The organism is Flavobacterium palustre (assembly GCF_014639535.1).
Classification (GTDB): Bacteria; Bacteroidota; Bacteroidia; order Flavobacteriales; family Flavobacteriaceae; genus Flavobacterium; species Flavobacterium palustre.
Genome location: NZ_BMGA01000003.1, coordinates 435,084 through 452,700, shown reverse-complemented (window position 1 = coordinate 452,700; position 17,617 = coordinate 435,084). Strand labels below are relative to the sequence as shown.

19 protein-coding genes are annotated in these 17,617 nt (G+C 34.5%); 9 read left to right on the top strand and 10 right to left on the bottom strand.

Features of this window, described 5'->3' with window-relative positions:
* Positions 1-33 precede the first annotated feature (33 nt).
* The 5 genes from crtID to IEV84_RS08950 all read left to right on the top strand — a co-directional run bounded on the left by crtID (position 34) and on the right by IEV84_RS08950 (position 4,727).
* Positions 34-1,506, top strand: a complete 1,473-nt coding sequence (crtID, locus tag IEV84_RS08970) for a bifunctional phytoene desaturase/3,4-desaturase (protein WP_188493939.1) — start codon at positions 34-36, stop codon at positions 1,504-1,506.
* 2 nt (positions 1,507-1,508) lie between these two features.
* Positions 1,509-2,351 (top strand): phytoene/squalene synthase family protein, encoded by an 843-nt coding sequence (locus IEV84_RS08965; RefSeq protein ID WP_188493938.1) that lies wholly within the window; start codon positions 1,509-1,511, stop codon positions 2,349-2,351.
* Between the two features lie 24 nt (positions 2,352-2,375).
* Positions 2,376-2,816: a sterol desaturase family protein gene (locus tag IEV84_RS08960; RefSeq protein ID WP_188493937.1), complete on the top strand. Its 441-nt coding sequence runs from the start codon at positions 2,376-2,378 to the stop codon at positions 2,814-2,816.
* Between the two features lie 154 nt (positions 2,817-2,970).
* Positions 2,971-3,432, top strand: coding sequence for an SRPBCC family protein (locus tag IEV84_RS08955; RefSeq protein WP_188493936.1), 462 nt, complete (start codon positions 2,971-2,973; stop codon positions 3,430-3,432).
* The gene (locus IEV84_RS08950) at positions 3,432-4,727 is read left to right on the top strand and encodes a cryptochrome/photolyase family protein (protein WP_188493935.1); all 1,296 of its coding nucleotides are present in this window, start codon (positions 3,432-3,434) and stop codon (positions 4,725-4,727) included. The genes IEV84_RS08955 and IEV84_RS08950 overlap by 1 nt, the downstream gene beginning before the upstream one ends.
* A 364-nt stretch (positions 4,728-5,091) precedes the next feature.
* Here the strand turns inward: IEV84_RS08950 and IEV84_RS08945 are convergent, their stop codons facing one another.
* From IEV84_RS08945 to IEV84_RS08910, 8 genes are all read right to left on the bottom strand, one after another.
* Positions 5,092-6,510, bottom strand: coding sequence for an SDR family oxidoreductase (locus tag IEV84_RS08945; protein WP_188493934.1), 1,419 nt, complete (start codon positions 6,508-6,510; stop codon positions 5,092-5,094).
* A 16-nt stretch (positions 6,511-6,526) separates the two neighbouring features.
* Positions 6,527-7,138, bottom strand: a complete 612-nt coding sequence (folE, locus tag IEV84_RS08940; protein WP_229732643.1) for a GTP cyclohydrolase I FolE — start codon at positions 7,136-7,138, stop codon at positions 6,527-6,529.
* A gap of 12 nt (positions 7,139-7,150) precedes the next feature.
* Entirely contained in the window at positions 7,151-7,834 is a 684-nt protein-coding gene (locus IEV84_RS08935; protein ID WP_188493933.1) for an SDR family NAD(P)-dependent oxidoreductase, read from the bottom strand.
* A 24-nt stretch (positions 7,835-7,858) separates the two neighbouring features.
* On the bottom strand, positions 7,859-8,143 hold the full coding sequence (locus IEV84_RS08930; RefSeq protein WP_139068316.1) for a TIGR03643 family protein: 285 nt from the start codon (positions 8,141-8,143) through the stop codon (positions 7,859-7,861).
* 66 nt (positions 8,144-8,209) lie between these two features.
* Entirely contained in the window at positions 8,210-9,688 is a 1,479-nt protein-coding gene (locus tag IEV84_RS08925; RefSeq protein WP_188493932.1) for a cryptochrome/deoxyribodipyrimidine photo-lyase family protein, read from the bottom strand.
* Positions 9,670-9,798, bottom strand: coding sequence for a DUF2256 domain-containing protein (locus IEV84_RS08920; RefSeq protein WP_188493931.1), 129 nt, complete (start codon positions 9,796-9,798; stop codon positions 9,670-9,672). The genes IEV84_RS08925 and IEV84_RS08920 overlap by 19 nt, the downstream gene beginning before the upstream one ends.
* Positions 9,798-11,099, bottom strand: a complete 1,302-nt coding sequence (locus IEV84_RS08915) for an ABC1 kinase family protein (RefSeq protein WP_188493930.1) — start codon at positions 11,097-11,099, stop codon at positions 9,798-9,800. Before IEV84_RS08915 ends, IEV84_RS08920 begins: the two co-directional genes overlap by 1 nt.
* Positions 11,096-11,758, bottom strand: coding sequence for a TetR family transcriptional regulator C-terminal domain-containing protein (locus IEV84_RS08910; RefSeq protein WP_188493929.1), 663 nt, complete (start codon positions 11,756-11,758; stop codon positions 11,096-11,098). The genes IEV84_RS08915 and IEV84_RS08910 overlap by 4 nt, the downstream gene beginning before the upstream one ends.
* Before the next feature lie 105 nt (positions 11,759-11,863).
* Here IEV84_RS08910 and IEV84_RS08905 point away from each other — a divergent pair, with 105 nt between their 5' ends.
* Complete coding sequence (locus IEV84_RS08905; protein ID WP_188493928.1) at positions 11,864-12,778, top strand: TIGR01777 family oxidoreductase; 915 nt, start codon at positions 11,864-11,866, stop codon at positions 12,776-12,778.
* Between the two features lie 2 nt (positions 12,779-12,780).
* On the opposite strand, the gene IEV84_RS08900 is transcribed toward IEV84_RS08905, so the two are convergent.
* Positions 12,781-13,323: a YceI family protein gene (locus IEV84_RS08900; protein WP_188493927.1), complete on the bottom strand. Its 543-nt coding sequence runs from the start codon at positions 13,321-13,323 to the stop codon at positions 12,781-12,783.
* Between the two features lie 111 nt (positions 13,324-13,434).
* Complete coding sequence (locus IEV84_RS08895) at positions 13,435-14,802, bottom strand: DNA recombination protein RmuC (RefSeq protein WP_188493926.1); 1,368 nt, start codon at positions 14,800-14,802, stop codon at positions 13,435-13,437.
* Positions 14,803-14,950: 148 nt separating this feature from the next.
* Here IEV84_RS08895 and IEV84_RS08890 point away from each other — a divergent pair, with 148 nt between their 5' ends.
* The 3 genes from IEV84_RS08890 to IEV84_RS08880 are packed head-to-tail and all read left to right on the top strand — an operon-like array spanning position 14,951 to position 17,381.
* Complete coding sequence (locus tag IEV84_RS08890) at positions 14,951-15,361, top strand: hypothetical protein (protein WP_188493925.1); 411 nt, start codon at positions 14,951-14,953, stop codon at positions 15,359-15,361.
* 56 nt (positions 15,362-15,417) lie between these two features.
* A complete protein-coding gene (locus tag IEV84_RS08885; protein WP_188493924.1) occupies positions 15,418-15,969 on the top strand; it encodes an RNA polymerase sigma factor in 552 nt (183 codons plus the stop codon).
* A gap of 11 nt (positions 15,970-15,980) precedes the next feature.
* Complete coding sequence (locus IEV84_RS08880) at positions 15,981-17,381, top strand: hypothetical protein (RefSeq protein WP_188493923.1); 1,401 nt, start codon at positions 15,981-15,983, stop codon at positions 17,379-17,381.
* Positions 17,382-17,617 lie beyond the last annotated feature (236 nt).

Sequence of the window (17,617 nt, the reverse complement as noted above, 5' to 3'; positions counted from 1 at the left end):
TTTGTTTAATATTTTTGTATATTTGTTAAACAAATGAAAAGAAAAAAAATAACAATAATAGGTTCTGGATTCTCTGCCTTATCTGCGGCTTGCTATTTAGCAAAAAGTGGTCACGAGGTTTTAGTTTTTGAAAAAAATAAAACAATAGGCGGCAGAGCGAGACAGTTAAAAAAAGACGGTTTTACATTTGATATGGGACCGAGCTGGTATTGGATGCCTGATGTGTTTGAGCGTTTTTTTGCCGATTTTGGAAAGAAAACTTCCGATTATTATGAGTTGATAAAATTGTCTCCGGCTTATCGGGTGTATTTTGGAGTGAACGAATTCATTGCCATTGCTGATAATCTGGATGAAATTGTTTCCACATTTGAAACTATTGAGAAAGGAAGTGGTAAAATTCTTAGGGAGTTTATGTCCGAAGCCCAAAGCAATTACGATATTGCGATTAAGGATTTAGTGTATCGCCCTGGAGTTTCCCCTTTGGAATTAGTGACAGTAGAAACGACTAAGAAAATTGGACAGTTTTTTAGCAACATTAGTCGAGATGTGCGCAGGAAATTTAAAGATGAACGATTAATTCAAATTTTAGAATTTCCGGTTTTGTTCCTTGGAGCCAAACCTTCTGATACGCCTTCGTTCTATAGTTTTATGAATTATGCCGACTTTGGACTGGGAACCTGGCATCCAAAAACAGGAATGTTTGATGTGGTTCGTGCAATGGAAAGTTTGGCTCGCGAATTAGGAGTGCAGTTTTTTGTAAATTCAAATATTGAAAAAATAATTGTCGAAAATAAAACTGCCAAAGCAATTGTTATTAATGGTGAGAGAATAGAATCGGATTTGGTTTTAAGTGGCGCTGATTACCATCATACCGAAACTTTATTGGATGCAGAACATAGAATGTATTCCGAACAATATTGGGAATCTCGTGTTTTTGCGCCTTCGTCTTTGTTGTTTTATGTAGGTTTTAATAAAAAAATTGAAAACATTTCGCATCATGCCTTGTTTTTTGATACCGATTTTAACCAACACGCAAAAGACATTTATGACGAACCAAAATGGCCTGCAGAACCTTTGTTTTACGCCAATTTTCCGTCGTTGACTGATAAAACGGCTGCGCCGGAGGGAATGGAATCGGGTTTTTTCTTAGTGCCGTTAGCGCCGGGAATCAATGATTCAGAAGAATTAAGAGAACTATATTTTGATAAAATTATTGATCGTTTTGAAAAGTTAACGCAGCAAAGCATCAAAGAAAATATTATATTTAAAGAATCCTTTTGCAAAAACGACTTTGTCGAACAGTACAATTCCTATAAAGGAAACGCTTACGGAATGGCAAATACCTTATTGCAAACGGCTTTTTTAAGGCCAAAACTAAAAAGTAAAAAAGTTCGTAATTTATATTTTACGGGTCAATTAACCGTTCCGGGACCCGGGGTTCCACCGGCATTAATTTCGGGAAAATTAGTGTCTGATTTGATAGATAAACAATTTCTAAAACAATAACTATGAAGCAATTATTTGACGATGTTTCTTTTAAATGCAGTAGGTTAGTGACTAAAAACTACAGTACTTCGTTTTCATTGGCGGTATATATGCTTTCGCCAAGCATCAGGGATGCCATTTACAGCATTTACGGATTTGTACGTTTTGCAGACGAAATTGTCGATTCTTTTCATGGTTTTGACAAAGAAAATTTAATCAACGATTTCGAAAACGAGTATTATAAAGCTTATAATTCCGGAATTAGTCTGAATCCTATTTTGAATTCGTTTCAGCAAACAGTTAAGCAGTATAATATTTCAGACGATTTGATTCAGGCTTTTTTGAAGAGTATGAAAATGGATTTAATCAAATTAGATTACAATTCGAAAGCCGAATACGAAGAATACATTTACGGTTCTGCCGATGTGGTGGGTTTGATGTGTTTGAAAGTTTTTGTATCCGGAAAAGAACACAAATACGAGGAGTTAAAAGATCAGGCCATGCGATTGGGGTCTGCATTTCAGAAAGTGAATTTCCTTCGTGATTTAAAAGACGATAACTTGATTTTAAACCGCAATTATTTCCCGGGAGTCGATTTGAATTCTTTTGATGAAAAAGCTAAAAAAGCCATCATTAACGAAATCAAAGAAGATTTTAAAGTGGCTTATGATGGAATTGTAAAATTACCAATCGAAGCTAAATTTGGCGTTTACACCGCTTATGTGTATTATAAAAAGTTATTAAAAAAACTCGAAAACACACCTTGCAAAGAAATTGGAAATGCCAGAATTAGAGTTTCTAATTATACCAAAGCCACGCTTTTAGCACAATCTTTCGTTACTTATAAATTACGATTGGTTGAATAAACAAATGATTTTAAACATTAAAAAATGATTTCATTTTTAATTACATTGGGTGTATTTCTTTTGATGGAAGGTGTCACCTGGCTCACTCATAAATACGTGATGCACGGACTCATGTGGTACTTCCATGCCGACCATCACCAACCCAAATACGAACACGTTTTTGAACGCAACGACATCTTTTTTGTCATTTTTGCAGTTCCCAGCATCGTACTTTTTTATTATGGCGTTGAGGGCGGAATCAATTATTTGTTTTTCATCGGATTAGGAATCACCATTTATGGATTTTGTTATTTCATGATTCACGATGTCTTGATACACCAGCGTTTCAAGTGGTTCAAGAATACCAAAAATAAATACCTGATAGGTTTACGAAAAGCACATAAAGTGCATCATAAACACCTGGGAAAAGAAGATGGTGAATGTTTTGGGATGCTTTTTGTTCCTTTTAAATATTATAAAATCTAAAATAATTTGGGCGTCACCTCTTTAAAAAACAAGAAAAATGTTTTTTAAAGAGGTCGGGCTATTCGTTACAATCTTTATGTTTTTAAAGAAAAAACATAAAGGATTTTCACTGCTATCCCTATCGCAAACCCTACTTTGTCTAAAAAGCAAACTTATGAAAGTATATTCCAAACAAGCCGTTCAACATGTCAATGCTTCGATTGAAGAATGTTGGGCGTTTTTTTCCAGTCCGCGTAATTTGCAAAAAATAACTCCCAAAACGATGGGATTTCAAATTACTGATTTTGATGGGAAAAACATGTATGCCGGTCAAATTATTCAGTACAAAGTTTCGCCACTTTTGGGAATCAAATTACCCTGGGTTACTGAAATTACCATTGTTAAAGACCACAGTTATTTTATAGACGAACAACGTTTTGGACCTTATGCTTTGTGGCATCACAAACATTTTTTTGAGCCAACAGAAAACGGCGTGAAAATGACTGATTTAGTTCATTATGCTATTCCATTTGGTTTTCTTGGTCGAATCATGAATACTTTGGTGGTTAAAAACAAACTCAAGGAGATATTTGAATACCGTGAACAGAAAGTAAATGAAATTTTTAATTCAAAGTAATGGCTAAAAATGCAGTTTCTTTTTTTTGGTTTCGACGTGATTTAAGACTTGAAGACAATATTGGATTGTTTTATGCTTTAAAATCATCTAACCCTGTAATTCCATTGTTTATTTTTGATGAAGCCATTCTGGATAGTTTGCCTAAAGACGATGCAAGAGTTGCTTTTATTCACGAATCTTTAGCGAAAATAAATATTCAATTAAACGAAACAGGCAGTTCAATATTAGTTAAAAAAGGAAAAACGCCAGAAGTTTGGAAAAACTTAATTCAGGAATTTGATGTCAAAGAAGTTTTTTTCAATAAAGATTACGAACCTTTTGCAATTCAGCGCGACGAAGCCATTTGTCAATTATTAGAAAGCAATGAAAGCATTACGTATTCCTTTAAAGACCAGGTGATTTTTGAAGAAAAAGAAATCACAAAAGCCGATGGTTTGCCTTATACGGTTTACACACCGTATAAAAATAAATGGCTCGAAAAATTCAATCAACTTAAGCCTGTTAGGGAATATGAGACTTCAGAATTGTTTTCGAATTTTTATAAAAGCGATTTTTCTTTCCCGACTTTGAAACAAATTGGATTTGAAGAAAGTGCTATAAAAGTCAAACCTCATAACCTGACACAAATTGCTCATTATCACGAAACCCGTGATTTTCCGGCTGTAGACAGCACTTCGTATTTGTCTCCTCATTTGCGTTTTGGAACTGTAAGCATTAGAAAATTAGTGAATTGGGCAGCCCGTAAAAACGCAGTTTTCTTGAGCGAACTGATTTGGAGAGAATTCTTTATGCAAATTTTATTTAGTTTCCCTAAAGTGATGACCCAAAATTTCAAATCGGATTATGATGGCATTCAGTGGCGCAATAACGAAGAAGATTTTAAACGCTGGTGTACCGGAAACACCGGTTATCCGATGGTCGATGCGGGTATGCGTCAGCTGAACGAAACCGGATATATGCACAATCGGGTACGAATGGTCGTGGCTAGTTTTTTGTGCAAACATTTACTGATTCAATGGCAATGGGGAGAAGCTTATTTTGCCGAAAAATTACTGGATTATGATTTATCTGCCAATGTGGGTAACTGGCAATGGGCAGCAGGAACGGGCTGTGATGCCGCACCCTATTTCAGGGTTTTTAATCCGGATATTCAGTTGAAAAAATTTGACGAAAAAGGAATTTACATTCGCAAATGGATTCCTGAATTTGATTTGGGTTACGGACAGCCCATGGTCGATCACGCTATGGCAAGAGACAGAGCGATTGCAACCTATAAAGCCGGAATTTTGAAATAAATATTTTTTTAAACCATTAAGAAATTAAGTTTATTAAGATTTTGACTTATATTGTTAAAAATGAAATGATTGTTTTTTATGAGTTTGAATTGTCCTTAGCTTTCGCAGTCGAGTGTCAAATGTTTGAAGAATGCGCAAAAAGAAAAGCTGTTTGAGCGTAGCGAGTTCTTTTCTTTTAGCATTCGAAAACTAATTTGATCGACGAGGAAGCGTAAGACTTGATTTTTTTGTTTCTTTTTTGATCAAGCAAAAAAGAAAATTAATAAAACCGAATGTTCTATTTTTAATAAAACCGTAATTGAGATTGCTTCGCCTGTTCGGGTAAACCCTCGAGTCCTCCTTCGTCGGAATGACAAAAATGGGGTTATTTTATCAATCTTCGTAACATTCCATTAAAAATAAACCCATGAAACGGTAAAACAGAGTACCAGTATAATTTTCCCCAAATTCCTCTTGGTCTGAATGTCGCAGATTGATACAATGTATTTCCAATGATTTTGAATTCGAGCCAGGCTTCTCCCGGGAGTTTCATTTCGGCAAATAAAATTAATTTACCTTCTTCTTTATTGGCGTACAAAACCCGCCAAAAATCCAATACATCTCCAGCGTGAATACTGTGTTTGTTAGTTCGGCCTCTTCTTAATCCTACGCCACCAAATAATTTATCGATAAAGCCCCGGATATTCCAAAGCCAATCGCCATAGTACCAACCCGTTTCTCCTCCAATGGACCAAATGCGATCAATGGTATAATCACGGTTTATTATTTCCATTTTTCGTCTGTCGATGAAACAATCCTTTTTAGGGACTTTCATAAATTTCGAAATATTATTTTTAAAACGTCCGCTAACTAAGGAATCTTTCCAGCTCGATGCCACCTTGTCTTCATTGACTTTTATCAATGCTCGAGACAAAGCTTCTTCATAAGACATGGGATGAATATTTAGTAATTCATTGATTCCGGAATCTTTGCAAATTACTTCCACTTTCATACTGCTCACTAATGCAGTAGCGAGTTTATAGGAAGTTGAGGTCACAAAATACAACCAATAGGATGATAATTTAGGAGTCATCACCGGAATTGTAAAAATCCATCTTTTTAGGTTTTTGGCTTTGGCAAAACCCAGTAACATTTCTTTATATGTTAAAATGTCCGGTCCGCCAATATCAAAACTCTGATTATAAGTAAGCGGATTTAAAAGAGATTTGATTAGGAATTCCAAGACATCTGTTATGGCAATAGGCTGGCATTTGGTATTGAGCCATTTGGGTGTAATCATAACAGGAAGTTTGATAACTAAATCCCGGATGATTTCAAAAGAGGCACTGCCGGAACCTACAATAATTCCGGCTCTTAAGGCTGTTAAAGCAAAAGTTCCTGTGCCTAAAATAGTTTCTACATTTTTTCGGGAAGACAGATGTTTAGAAAGACTGTTGTCGTTTACAATTCCGGTGAGGTAAATCACTTGTTTGGCATTGGTTTGATTGATTCTTTCTACAAAATGATGAGCCGAAATTTGTTCCAATTCATCATAATTATCCGAAGAACTCGACATAGAATGTATTAGATAATAGGCTGCATCAATGTTGTCCGGAATTTGTAATAAACTTTCTTTTTTTAGAAAATCGACTTCGATTATTTCTACTTTGTGTTGTAATTCATCCGGACAGTAAAACCTGTTTTTATCTCTCACACAGCATACCACATCATGACCTTTCTCCACCAAAATAGGTAAAAGTCGCTTGCCGATATAACCTGTAGCACCTGTTAAGAGAATTTTCATGGTTTTTAATTTAAAATTAGCTTAATTTATTAGCAACTAAACTGATAAATTCTTTTCTGGTTTTGTCTTTTTCAAACGCTCCCGTAAAGGAAGAAGTCGTTGTAACAGAATTTTGTTTTTGAATTCCTCGCATTTGCATGCACATGTGTTGCGCTTCAATTACAACAGCCACTCCAAGCGGATTCAGGGCTTCCTGAATACAGTTTTTAATTTGATCGGTCAAGCGTTCCTGTACTTGCATTCTTCGTGCATAAGCGTCAACTATTCGGGGGATTTTGCTTAAACCTACAATTTTTCCATTAGGGATATAAGCCACATGAGCTTTTCCAAAAAAGGGTAACATGTGGTGTTCACACATCGAATAAACCTCGATGTCTTTTACCACAATCATCTGTTGGTGATCTTCGGTAAATAAAGCCGATTTTAGTATTTCCAATGGATCTAATCCGTAACCGTGCGTTAAATATTGCATGGCTTTGGCTACGCGCTCCGGTGTTTTTTCAAGACCTTCTCTGGTTACATCTTCACCTAAATTATCGATGATGGTTCTATAATTGTCGGCTAATGATTCTGTTATTTCAGTATCGTATTGTTCGATTTTCTCGTAACTTTTCATTTCTTTTATCATGTTGTTTAGTATTTAAATTTTAAAAGTTACTATTCCGTAATCCATTTCAAAAATTTGTCCTGAGATGGATTTTGCCTTTTCTGAAATTAAAAAATCAGCCATTTCTGCTACTTCATTCGCTTTTAAATAGCCTTTCATGGGGTGGCGTTCTACCATGTTTTCTTTCATTCGATCATTTCGTAAAATGTTTGCCGAAAGCGATGTTTCGGTAATTGTAGGCGCAATAGCGTTAATTCTGACTGACGAAGCTAATTCGGCCCCCAGGGATTTTACCAGTCCTTCAATTCCTGATTTTGATACTGCAATGCTGGCATGAAAAGGCATCCCTAATTTGGCCGCCACCGTACTAAATAAAAGTACCGATGGATGAATTCCTTTTTTCAACTGAGGCAGGTATTGCTGAATACATTTAACCGCTCCAATCACATTGATTTCAAAATCATTTCTAAAATCGTCAATGCTTAAATTTGTGATAGGTTTTAAATTAATCGAGCCAGGGCAATAAATTAAAGTATCTATTGATTCAATTTCCGGCAATGTATCTTGTAAAACATCTATGCTGTAATGTTTAAGATTAGGATGAGAAATTTCAGGAGGATTTCTACTGATGTTATAAACACAATTAGTTTCTAATTGTTGCAATAAAATAGCATTTCCAATTCCTTTACTGCCTCCGATGATGACGATGTTTTTCATGTTTGAAAACTATTTTTGTTTGAATTATCTTTTCGAGATTTTGTTGTTGTTAATTTGTCTTTGTCTGCTGCATTTAAAACGTCCTTCATTAAAAATTCTCAATTTGGCGTGTTTGGTTTTTCTGCCTTGTACTCTTTCGCGCCACATTCTAAAGCTAGAAGGTTTCATCTCAGCACGCATGAGGTCGATGACTTCTTGTTCTTTTAATCCAAATTGCAACTGAATTGCCTCAAAAGTTGTTCGGTCTTCCCACGCCATTTCGATGATGCGGTCTTTGTCTAAATCGGTGAGTTCTTTTTTTATAGTCACGTTATTTTATTTAAAAATTGAAATTGATGTTTTTTTGACATTGAAATTGATATTGACATTGAATTTTTATTCGCTGTCGCCAATACCGGCCATGGTGTGTAATTTCAGGATGCGGAAACTTTCTTCTTTTACCAGTGGATTTTTTTTCATTTTCCACAAAAAATCACTGGCAAATTTTCTTGTTCGTTCTAAATTGACAATGGGTTTTGGATAATGAATTCCTATTTCAAAATCGTTAAATTTTTGGTCTAAATACGTCATTTTATAGGGTTCGTGTACAAATGCTATGGGCAGATGACGTAATTCAGGAACCCATTTTTTAATAAATTCACCATTAGGATCGTGCTCATGGCTGTTTTTTATCGGGTTGTAAATGCGTAGCATATTGATTTCGGTTTCGCCGGCCTGCATTTGCAATTGCGGAAAATGAATTCCGGGTTCAAAATCCAAAAACATTTGTGATAAATGTTGTGTAGCTTCCTGCCAGGGCTGCCATAAATTGTGTGTAAAAAACGACACTAACATGGCGCGCATTCTAAAGTTCAGATAACCGGTTTCATTCAGGCAACGCATGCAGGCGTCGATTAATGGAAATCCTGTTTGTCCCTTTTTCCACGCTTCAATATAAGTCGGGTTGATTTTCTTTTTTAACGAATGAAAACCTTTATTGATGCTTTCAAATTCCATGATTTCTTCCATTTCAAATTTTTGTATGAAATGAGCCTGCCATGTGAGTCGGGATACAAAAGAATCGATTTGTTTTTTATGGCTGCAAGTGAGTCTAAATGTAGCCGCTTTTTGTAAAACCTGTCTTGAAGACAGATTTCCCCAGGCGATATAAGGCGATAATCTGCTGCAACTTCTTCGGGCTAATACAGGACTTGAAATATGCGAACTGTAATTGTGATAGCGTTCGTCAAGAAAGTTTTCCAAATATTTATGACCCATCGTGCTGCCTCCTTTTTGAAAAACAGCATCGGGAATAGTTTCTAAAGCGGTTTTTTCTACTATTTTTTCGAGTTCGACAATTGCTTCTGAAGGAAGAAAATTTTCGGCTTTAGCATCAAAAATAAATTGGGGTTCGTTCATGTATTTTTCCCATTTAGAAATCCAATCCGTTCTGTTTTTTAATCCTCTGAAAATGCCGTTATTGATATTTTCTACCCAATTGATTTGGTTGTTTTTACAAAAGCGTTTAAAGGTTTTGTCTCTTTCATAAGTAATTTTTAAACCAGTTTCCTGATGTGAAAAAACACTATCAATTTTATAAATTTCCTGAAGTGTGTTGAATACATGAGCAACTTCTGAAGATACCGCTAAAACATGAGTATTTAATTTTTTTAGTTGTTTGTTGATATCAACCAGTGATTGTTTGATAAAATTCCAGTGTCTCTGGCTGTAATGCGGATCATTTTCTAAAGATTTTTCAAATACGTAAAGCAACAAAGTAGGTGTAGCTGTTTTTACAGCATTAAAAATCGCTTCGTTATCCTGTAATCGAAGGTCTCTTTTAAACCAAACCACATTTATTTGTTTCTTTTGCATTTTTCGCTACAGTATTTGACTTCATCCCAAACTTTTTCCCATCTTTTACGCCAATTAAAAGCCCGCTGACATACCGGACAAATTTTAGACGGAAGGTTTTCTTTTTTCACTAGTTGTATTTTTCAAAAGCGTTCACGACAATTTTGGCTTTCAAGTCAAACATCAAATTGTACAATCCAAAAAAGGTTCGGTTCATGTAAATAAAATGTTTGGAACCACGGTTTCCATTCATTTTTTTCAGATTCGTATCTTTTGAAAAGCGTTCGCCTAACTGGGCAATATTCTCAAAGAATACTTCATCAGAGAAATCGAAAGTATCCGTTTGAAACGGTTTGGTAAACAGCGATAATAAATCATAGAACATTTGTGTGAAATAGGCAATTTCTTCTTTGCTGTCGTCAGTTCTGAGGATTTCCAATTCGAATAATTTTTCTCTAAAAAGTTTCTTGTTGTCAATGACTTCTTTGTTGATTAATTCAAAATAAGGAATGTAAAAATCATTCGGGATTTGTTTCATACAACCAAAATCCAATGCAACCAATTGGTTTTTGTCATCGATTAAGAAATTCCCGGGATGCGGATCGGCATGGACTTTTTTCAAAATATGAATTTGGTACATATAAAAATCCCATAACGCCTGACCAATTTTATTAGCTATTTCATTATCTGAATTTTTAAATTCGGATAAATGAACTCCTGTCATCCAATCCATCGTAATGATTTTCTCAGAAGAATATTCAGGATAATATTCCGGAAAAACCAGATTGTCAATTTTTTTACACGCATTAACCACTTCTTGGCTTTGTTTGAGTTCCAATAAATAATTGGTTTCCTCAATCAGTTTGTCTTCCACTTCTTTGAAATATTTATCAGAATCTTTGCCTTGAAGATTAAACATTCGAATGGCAATGGGTTTCACCAAAGCCAAGTCAGATGAAATGCTGTTAGAAACACCCGGATATTGAATTTTTACCGCCAGTTTTTTGCCGTTTTTTACCGCCAAATGCACCTGACCAATGCTAGCCGCATTCACCGAATTTGGGTTGAATTCGTCAAATATTTCATAAGGCGTTTTTCCAAAATTATTTTTGAAAGTCTTTAATACTAATGGTGCCGAAAGCGGAGGAACTGAAAATTGAGACAATGAAAATTTCTCCACATAAGCCTGTGGTAAGAAATTCTTATCCATACTTAGCATTTGCGCCACTTTTAGAGCACTTCCTTTCAAACTTTTTAGTCCGTCATAAATATCTTCGGCGTTGTTTTCATTGAGTTTATCACGACTTAAGTCGGAATTCACTATTTTTTCGCCATAATATTTCAGGTAGTTTACACCCACTTTGGCTCCGGTTTGCACCAGTTTTGTGGCTCGTTCAATTTTGGATGTTGGAATATAATCGATTGTTTTCATGAGTTAGTTTGCATTTTTTCTTTAAAAATAAATTTCCCAAAATCGATTAAACTGTTGATAGGAGCCGTGTTCATTAATTCAAAACTTAGTTTGACTGATTTTTCGATAAAAATATCTGTCTTTTCAAAATTTGGTGAGCCGTCTTCCAGCCAGAATTTCAGTGTAAACAAGAATTGAACCCACGCAGTTTCCTGAATTGCTTTGTCTTGATATTTCTGGATTTTTTCTTGTTGAATTCGGACTTCATCAGTTGTGATTTCTTCAATGAATTTTTTAAAATGCTGTCTTAAACTGGAAAGCTGCATCAGGTTTTTTAATTGATTTTTATCTTCTTTTAAGCTTAAAGTCACATAACTGCGATTGGCAGCCAATAATTCAAAAAAAGTAAAGTAGAAACTCAATAATTTACTTTTCATGTCATACGATTCGTAATGGCTGTCTTTGTTTATTAACTCAATGGTTTTTTCTAAAAACAGCGTGTAGATTTCTTTTTCGATACTTTCCAGATTTCCAAAAAAGTTATAGAATTCCGTTTCTGTAAAACCATTTAGTTTAGCGAATTGATAGACTGATTTAGGTTTTTCATTGTTTTCTAAAGTAAATTCCATGTACATGGATACAATAGTTTCTTTTGTTATTTTAATTTTCTTAGTTGCCATGTTCTTTCTTTTTATTTTGTATAAAGATAGTAAATTGTTTAACTATTTTGTGTTAATGTTAAACAAAATATTTGTATATTTGATTACTAAGAAAAATTGATTGTAATGAGAAAAAATGTTTTGATAACGGGTGGAACCGGATTTGTGGGCAAGCATTTGACTAATTTGTTAGTTGCTGATGGTTTTTCAGTTTCAGTTTTGAGCAGGAACAAAAGAACCAATACGGCAAATGTTTTTTATTACACCTGGGATGTAGAAAAACAGTTTATTGAAGAAGAAGCCATTCGAAAGGCAGATTTTGTGATTCATTTGGCTGGAGCTAATATTGGAGAAAAGCGCTGGGCAAAAGGCCGAAAAGCTGCAATTTTATCCAGTAGAGAACGCTCAGCACAATTAATTTATGATTCATTATTAAAATGGAATAAGAGTATAGAAGCGTTTGTTTCGGCTTCGGCTGTAGGGATTTATGGTGCCATGAACGGTCGGGCAATTTGCAATGAAGGCATGCAGCCTGCAAATGATTTTTTAGGACTGACCTGTCAAAAATGGGAAGCAGCAGCCAGTCAATTTGAAAAACTGGGAATTCGTACGGTTAAAATCCGTACTGGTTTAGTAATTGGAAAAGAAGATGGCTTTTTAAAAAAAATAGCTCCTGTTTTTAAATTGAGATTAGGTTCGGTTTTAGGTTCCGGAAAACAATATATGCCATGGATTTATGTTGATGATTTATGTCAAATTTATCTGGAAGCGATAAAAAATCCGATGATGTCCGGAGCTTACAATGCTGCCATTACTGATAATACAACCAATGAGTCATTTTCTAAAATATTGGCAAAAATCTATGGATATAGTATTTGGTTACCTAATATTCCTTCGTTCCTGATAAAAATAGCGCTCGGTGAAATGTCTAAATTAATTCTAACAGGCAGAAGAGTTTCGAATGAAAAGCTAAAACAGTTGGGTTTTCAATTTCAATATGAAAATTTAGAAACCGCAATAAAAACGAGTTTGTTATTATAAAATTACTTTAACTCGGTGTTCAGTGCCACATTGACTGTTTTAGAAATTTTACTGCGTACAATAAAAGGAATTTCAATTTTAAAATCCTCTGTATTTAATGAGAAATGGGATTGAATTACAATTGAATTAGTAGCTGTTTTGTGTAGTAATGCCAATACTCTAATGTTTTTTGTTACTCCGTGAATATTGATTTTTCCTTTAATGTAATAACGGCTGGGAGTAGTACTGATTTTATTACTGGAAAATTTCTCAATCCCGCCTTTAAAAAAGGCTTTGGGATATTTTTTGCTTTCCATATAATTAGCATTAAAATGATCCTGCATCAAACTTCTTTCAAATTGGAAATCTTTGATGAATACAACAAAATGAATGCTGTTGTTTTTAGTGTTTAAAGTCGCAACAGTCTTATTGTTTATGGCTTCAACCGCTTCATAGAAAGGAACTGATGCTTCAAAAGTAATAACGCCATTAGTTGCTGTTTTCTTATTTTGAGCATCTATGGAAGTACTGAAAAGAAATAAAAATGCGAGTAGAAAACTTTTCATGGCAGCTTCATTTTTCTACTTAAAGTTAGAGAAAAAAGTCAAAAAATCCTAATAAATGAAGGACTAAGATAGCGTTGCATGACGATTTTTAATGCTTTTTGTCTAATAATTTTATTCCATCAGCTGATCGTCTTTTTTGGCTCTTACAATTATGCTTTCCGGAAGTGCTTTTTTAGCTTTGGCACCCATTTTTTTGAGTTTTTCAACTCTTGTAATCAGGTTTCCGCTTCCTTCTACCAGCTTGTTCATGGCACCGCTGTACTCAATTTTGGTTTCGTCTATTTTTTTTCCAATTTTAATTAAATCGGCAACAAAACCTTCAAACTTATCATACAATGCTCCCGCCTGACGGGCTATTTCCAAGGCGTTTTCCTGCTGTTTTTGATTGGTCCACATGCTGTCAATAGTACGTAAAGTAGCTAATAATGTTGCAGGAGTAACAATCACAATGTTTTTTTCAAATGCTTTATTATACAAAGAAGTGTCTTCGTTTAAAGCAATGGCAAATGCCGGTTCGATTGGGATAAAAAGCAATACAAAGTCAGGGCTTTCTATTTGATACAAATCCTGATAATTTTTGTTGCCTAATTGCTCTACGTGACGTTTAATGGAATTAGTATGTTCTTTTAAATACGAAGTTTTGATTTCCTCATCTTCCTCATTAATGTATTTTTCATAAGCGGTCAAAGAAACTTTAGAGTCCACAATCATCTTTTTTCCGTCGGGTAAATTGATTACCACATCAGGCATCACCCGATTGCCTTCTTCGGTAGCAAAACTTTGTTGCACTTCGTATTCGCGGCCTTTTTCCAGACCTGATTTTTCTAAAACTCGTTCTAAAACCAGTTCGCCCCAGTTGCCCTGCATTTTACTGTCGCCTTTTAAGGCTTTGGTCAGGTTCAGGGTTTCTTTGCTCATTTGAATATTCATTTCGCGTAAGCCCAGAATTTGTTGGCGTAAAGCCGCATGATAATCGATACTTTCTTTGTGGGTATCTTCAACTTTTTTCTCGAATAATTGAATTTTATCCTGCAAAGGAGTCAGGATATTTTTCATGTTTTCTTTGTTCTGTTCGGTGAATTTATTCGATTTTTCGTCTAAAATTTTATTGGCCAGATTTTCGAATTCTTTGGTGAATTTTTCCTGTAATTTCTCTACTTCGTCTTTTTGCTCTTTATTTCGTTCCCAAAGATTATCAAAATCAGCTTCTTTTTTCGAAAGTTGGATTGCCAGACTGTCTTTTTCGGTTCGGATGGTTTCTTTTTCCAAGTGGCTGTTTTCAAGTTGTTTTTCGAATTGTATTTTCTCATTCGAAAATTGCTCTTTTAACTGATTGATTTGCGAAGTAAGTGCAATTAATTTTTCTTCTAAACTGGTTTTTTCAGACTGAAAACGAGCCGAAAAAATAATTTTTCCAATAAAAATACCAATGGCAAGAGCTACAATAAACGATAATAAAAGAGGAAACAGATTTGACATAACTGGGATTTATAAGTAAAGTAGGCAAAAATAAAGATTAATGCCGATTTTAAGCATTTTTTATTCGAATCGGATTACTTTTTTTAAAATTTTTTACGCAACCATTTTTAGAATAGCTTGTCTAGTATATAGCAAGTAAAGTAGCGGTATGGGAAAAGTTCAACAGCTGTATTGGATTGGTTTAATATTCTTGTTTTCTTTCTGTACTTTGACAAATGACGGAAAGAATACTCAGGATATTAATGCTGTTGTAGGAACCTGGTACTGGAAGGAATCTAAAGGAGGAATAGGCGGAAGCGAAATAATAACGCCCAAATCTACCGGAGTGCATAAAAAATTAGTTTTTGCAGCCAATAAAAAAGTGACTGTTTTTACTAATGGTATTGAAACGGGAAGCTATACCTATACAATAAAAAGAGGGAATAGCTTTATAGATGATAAAGAACATTATTTGCTGACTTTTAGTGAGATGAGTTATGTAATTCAGTATATAGACAAACAGTATTTGAGCATTCAGGATAATTTTGTTGATGGCTATGTTTTAACTTATGCAAAGTAATTTTAAGTTGTGAATGTTTAAATTTGTGAATGTTAAACTGTTTTAAGAGTTAATTTTTGGAAGAACCAATAGAGCATTATATTAGGCAGTGTATCGAAAATGATAGAGGAGGACAACAGAAAATTTATCAGTTGTTTGCTCCTGTATTGTATGGTTTGTGCATTAAATACATGAAGAATGAAGATGATGCCAAAGATGTTTTTCAGGAAGCATTTGTAATTGCTTTTCAAAAAATGAGTCAGTATCGGTTTGAAGGGAGTTTCGAAGGTTGGTTGAAGCGCATTTTTATCAATAAATTAATAGAAACATTAAATAAAAGAAAGAGAGAAATGCCTTTTCTGGATGTGCTGCATCAGGAAGATTTTGCAGATGAGGAACAGGAAATAGATGCTTTCTCAATACCCCAGGAGAAATTATTAGAATTCATTCAGCATTTACCCGATCAATACCGACTGGTTTTTAACCTTTATTTTTTCGAAAAGATGAAACATAAAGAAATAGCCGATTTGTTGAATATTTCGGAAGGAACTTCAAAATCTAATTTGAACAGGGCAAAAAGTAATTTACAAAAGAAAATATTGGCATTAATGGCCTCAAACGATGCTTAAAAACAGCAGTTATGAAAAAAGATGATATAGAGAAATTATTTTCTTCGTTAGAAGATTTTTCTAAAACTCCTCCGGATGATTTGTGGCAGGGGATTGAGGAAAAATTAGATCATTCGAAAACCAAAAGGAGATTTCCTTTTTGGTGGTCTGTAGCGGCAACTTTAGTAGTTGGATTAGGGCTCTTGGCTACTTTTTATTCTCTTCCGGATACCAATCCAACAAGAATACCTACCGACTCAAAAGAAGGGGTAGTTAATGAATCAGGAACAATGGAAGCAGAGGAGAAAGTAAGTGTTGAAAATAAAACAGAAACAGAAAAGAATAATTTTAATAAGTCTTTTTCAAATTCAAATGCAACTGTTACAACCGAAAAACAAGAGCAAACAACAAGCACAGAACCGATTTTTTTTAATTCGGATAAACAAAAAAAATCAAATCCAAACAAAGAGGCTGTAGCGGTAATTACTAACAAAAGCACAACTGTTTTAGTCAATAAAAATGAGCATTTAACACCATCGCAAGAAATAAAAAGCACAGAAAACGCAGTTAGAAATCAGTCAAATTCTATTGCGGAACAAAATAAAGTGACAGTTGAAAAATCAGTTGTTGATGATAAAATAAAAGAAACACCAAAGATAATTGAGGAGAAAGAAAATGCACTGGCAGTGATAGAAAAAGAACTGCAAAAGAAAGAAAAAACAGTGTCAGAAAAAGACAGATGGTCGTTGCAGCTTTTTGCAGGAATCAACAATTCGCAAAATATAAAGAATCAAAAATCCTTGGGAAATACAATTGAATCTCAAAGAGGACACAGCTACGGAGTGAAAACAAATTATAAACTCAATCGCCGCTGGACGGTAAGCACCGGTTTAAAAGTGAGTGAATTGGGACAACAGCTGGCAAATGTTTCTTATGTTAATTCGGCTAAAAGTTTGGTTAGTATAGCTAAAGAACCTTTGAATGCGCCGCAGCCAAAAGGTACAATTGTGAACAATACCAATTATTTGTTTATTCCAAAGACAGCCGATAATTCTAAAAATGTTTTTAGCAGTACCAGTTTTTATGAAACCGGAAATTTATCTCAACAACTGGAATATTTGGAAATTCCAATGGAGATTTCCTATGCTGTTTTAAACAAAGGGAAAACACGTATAAACATGAATACCGGAGGTTTTGTGGGGAGAGCAATTTCGAATAAAGTCTTGTTAGATAACAATTCGATAGGGGAAAATCAGGATATTAATGAAGTTATTTTTGGAACAGTTCTGAGCAGTACATTGCAATATGAATTGTTTAAAAAAACAAAAGTTTTTGTAGAACCCGGAATGAATTATTACACTCAGCCTGCTCAAAATCAAAATTTCAATCAGTTTCAGCTGATTTTGAATTTTGGGGTGAATGTTTCTTTTTAGTTTTTTTAGCCACGAATTAGCAGACTTTTTAGCCACAATCCCGATAGCTATCGGGACACGATTATTTTTTAAATCTTTGAGGTCTTTGTTATTAAGAAATAACCGCAAATTGCTTCGCCTGTTCGCTATCGCTCGGGTCGCAAATTATTTTTATAATCGTCGTGTTATAAAAAAAACTTAGTGACGTTTGCGGAAATCTTTGTGCCCTTTGTGGTTAAACTTTTATTCGAATCGAA

Excerpts from the sequence above, each read along its gene's own strand:
- crtID (WP_188493939.1), top strand. The coding sequence starts at position 34 with ATGAAAAGAAAAAAAATAACAATAATAGGTTCTGGATTCTCTGCCTTA.
- IEV84_RS08965 (WP_188493938.1), top strand. The coding sequence starts at position 1,509 with ATGAAGCAATTATTTGACGATGTTTCTTTTAAATGCAGTAGGTTAGTG.
- IEV84_RS08960 (WP_188493937.1), top strand. The coding sequence starts at position 2,376 with ATGATTTCATTTTTAATTACATTGGGTGTATTTCTTTTGATGGAAGGT.
- IEV84_RS08955 (WP_188493936.1), top strand. The coding sequence starts at position 2,971 with ATGAAAGTATATTCCAAACAAGCCGTTCAACATGTCAATGCTTCGATT.
- IEV84_RS08950 (WP_188493935.1), top strand. The coding sequence starts at position 3,432 with ATGGCTAAAAATGCAGTTTCTTTTTTTTGGTTTCGACGTGATTTAAGA.
- IEV84_RS08945 (WP_188493934.1), bottom strand. The coding sequence starts at position 6,510 with ATGAAAATTCTCTTAACAGGTGCTACAGGTTATATCGGCAAGCGACTT.
- folE (WP_229732643.1), bottom strand. The coding sequence starts at position 7,138 with ATGATAAAAGAAATGAAAAGTTACGAGAAAATCGAACAATACGATACT.
- IEV84_RS08935 (WP_188493933.1), bottom strand. The coding sequence starts at position 7,834 with ATGAAAAACATCGTCATCATCGGAGGCAGTAAAGGAATTGGAAATGCT.
- IEV84_RS08925 (WP_188493932.1), bottom strand. The coding sequence starts at position 9,688 with ATGCAAAAGAAACAAATAAATGTGGTTTGGTTTAAAAGAGACCTTCGA.
- IEV84_RS08915 (WP_188493930.1), bottom strand. The coding sequence starts at position 11,099 with ATGAAAACAATCGATTATATTCCAACATCCAAAATTGAACGAGCCACA.
- IEV84_RS08910 (WP_188493929.1), bottom strand. The coding sequence starts at position 11,758 with ATGGCAACTAAGAAAATTAAAATAACAAAAGAAACTATTGTATCCATG.
- IEV84_RS08905 (WP_188493928.1), top strand. The coding sequence starts at position 11,864 with ATGAGAAAAAATGTTTTGATAACGGGTGGAACCGGATTTGTGGGCAAG.
- IEV84_RS08900 (WP_188493927.1), bottom strand. The coding sequence starts at position 13,323 with ATGAAAAGTTTTCTACTCGCATTTTTATTTCTTTTCAGTACTTCCATA.
- IEV84_RS08895 (WP_188493926.1), bottom strand. The coding sequence starts at position 14,802 with ATGTCAAATCTGTTTCCTCTTTTATTATCGTTTATTGTAGCTCTTGCC.
- IEV84_RS08890 (WP_188493925.1), top strand. The coding sequence starts at position 14,951 with ATGGGAAAAGTTCAACAGCTGTATTGGATTGGTTTAATATTCTTGTTT.
- IEV84_RS08880 (WP_188493923.1), top strand. The coding sequence starts at position 15,981 with ATGAAAAAAGATGATATAGAGAAATTATTTTCTTCGTTAGAAGATTTT.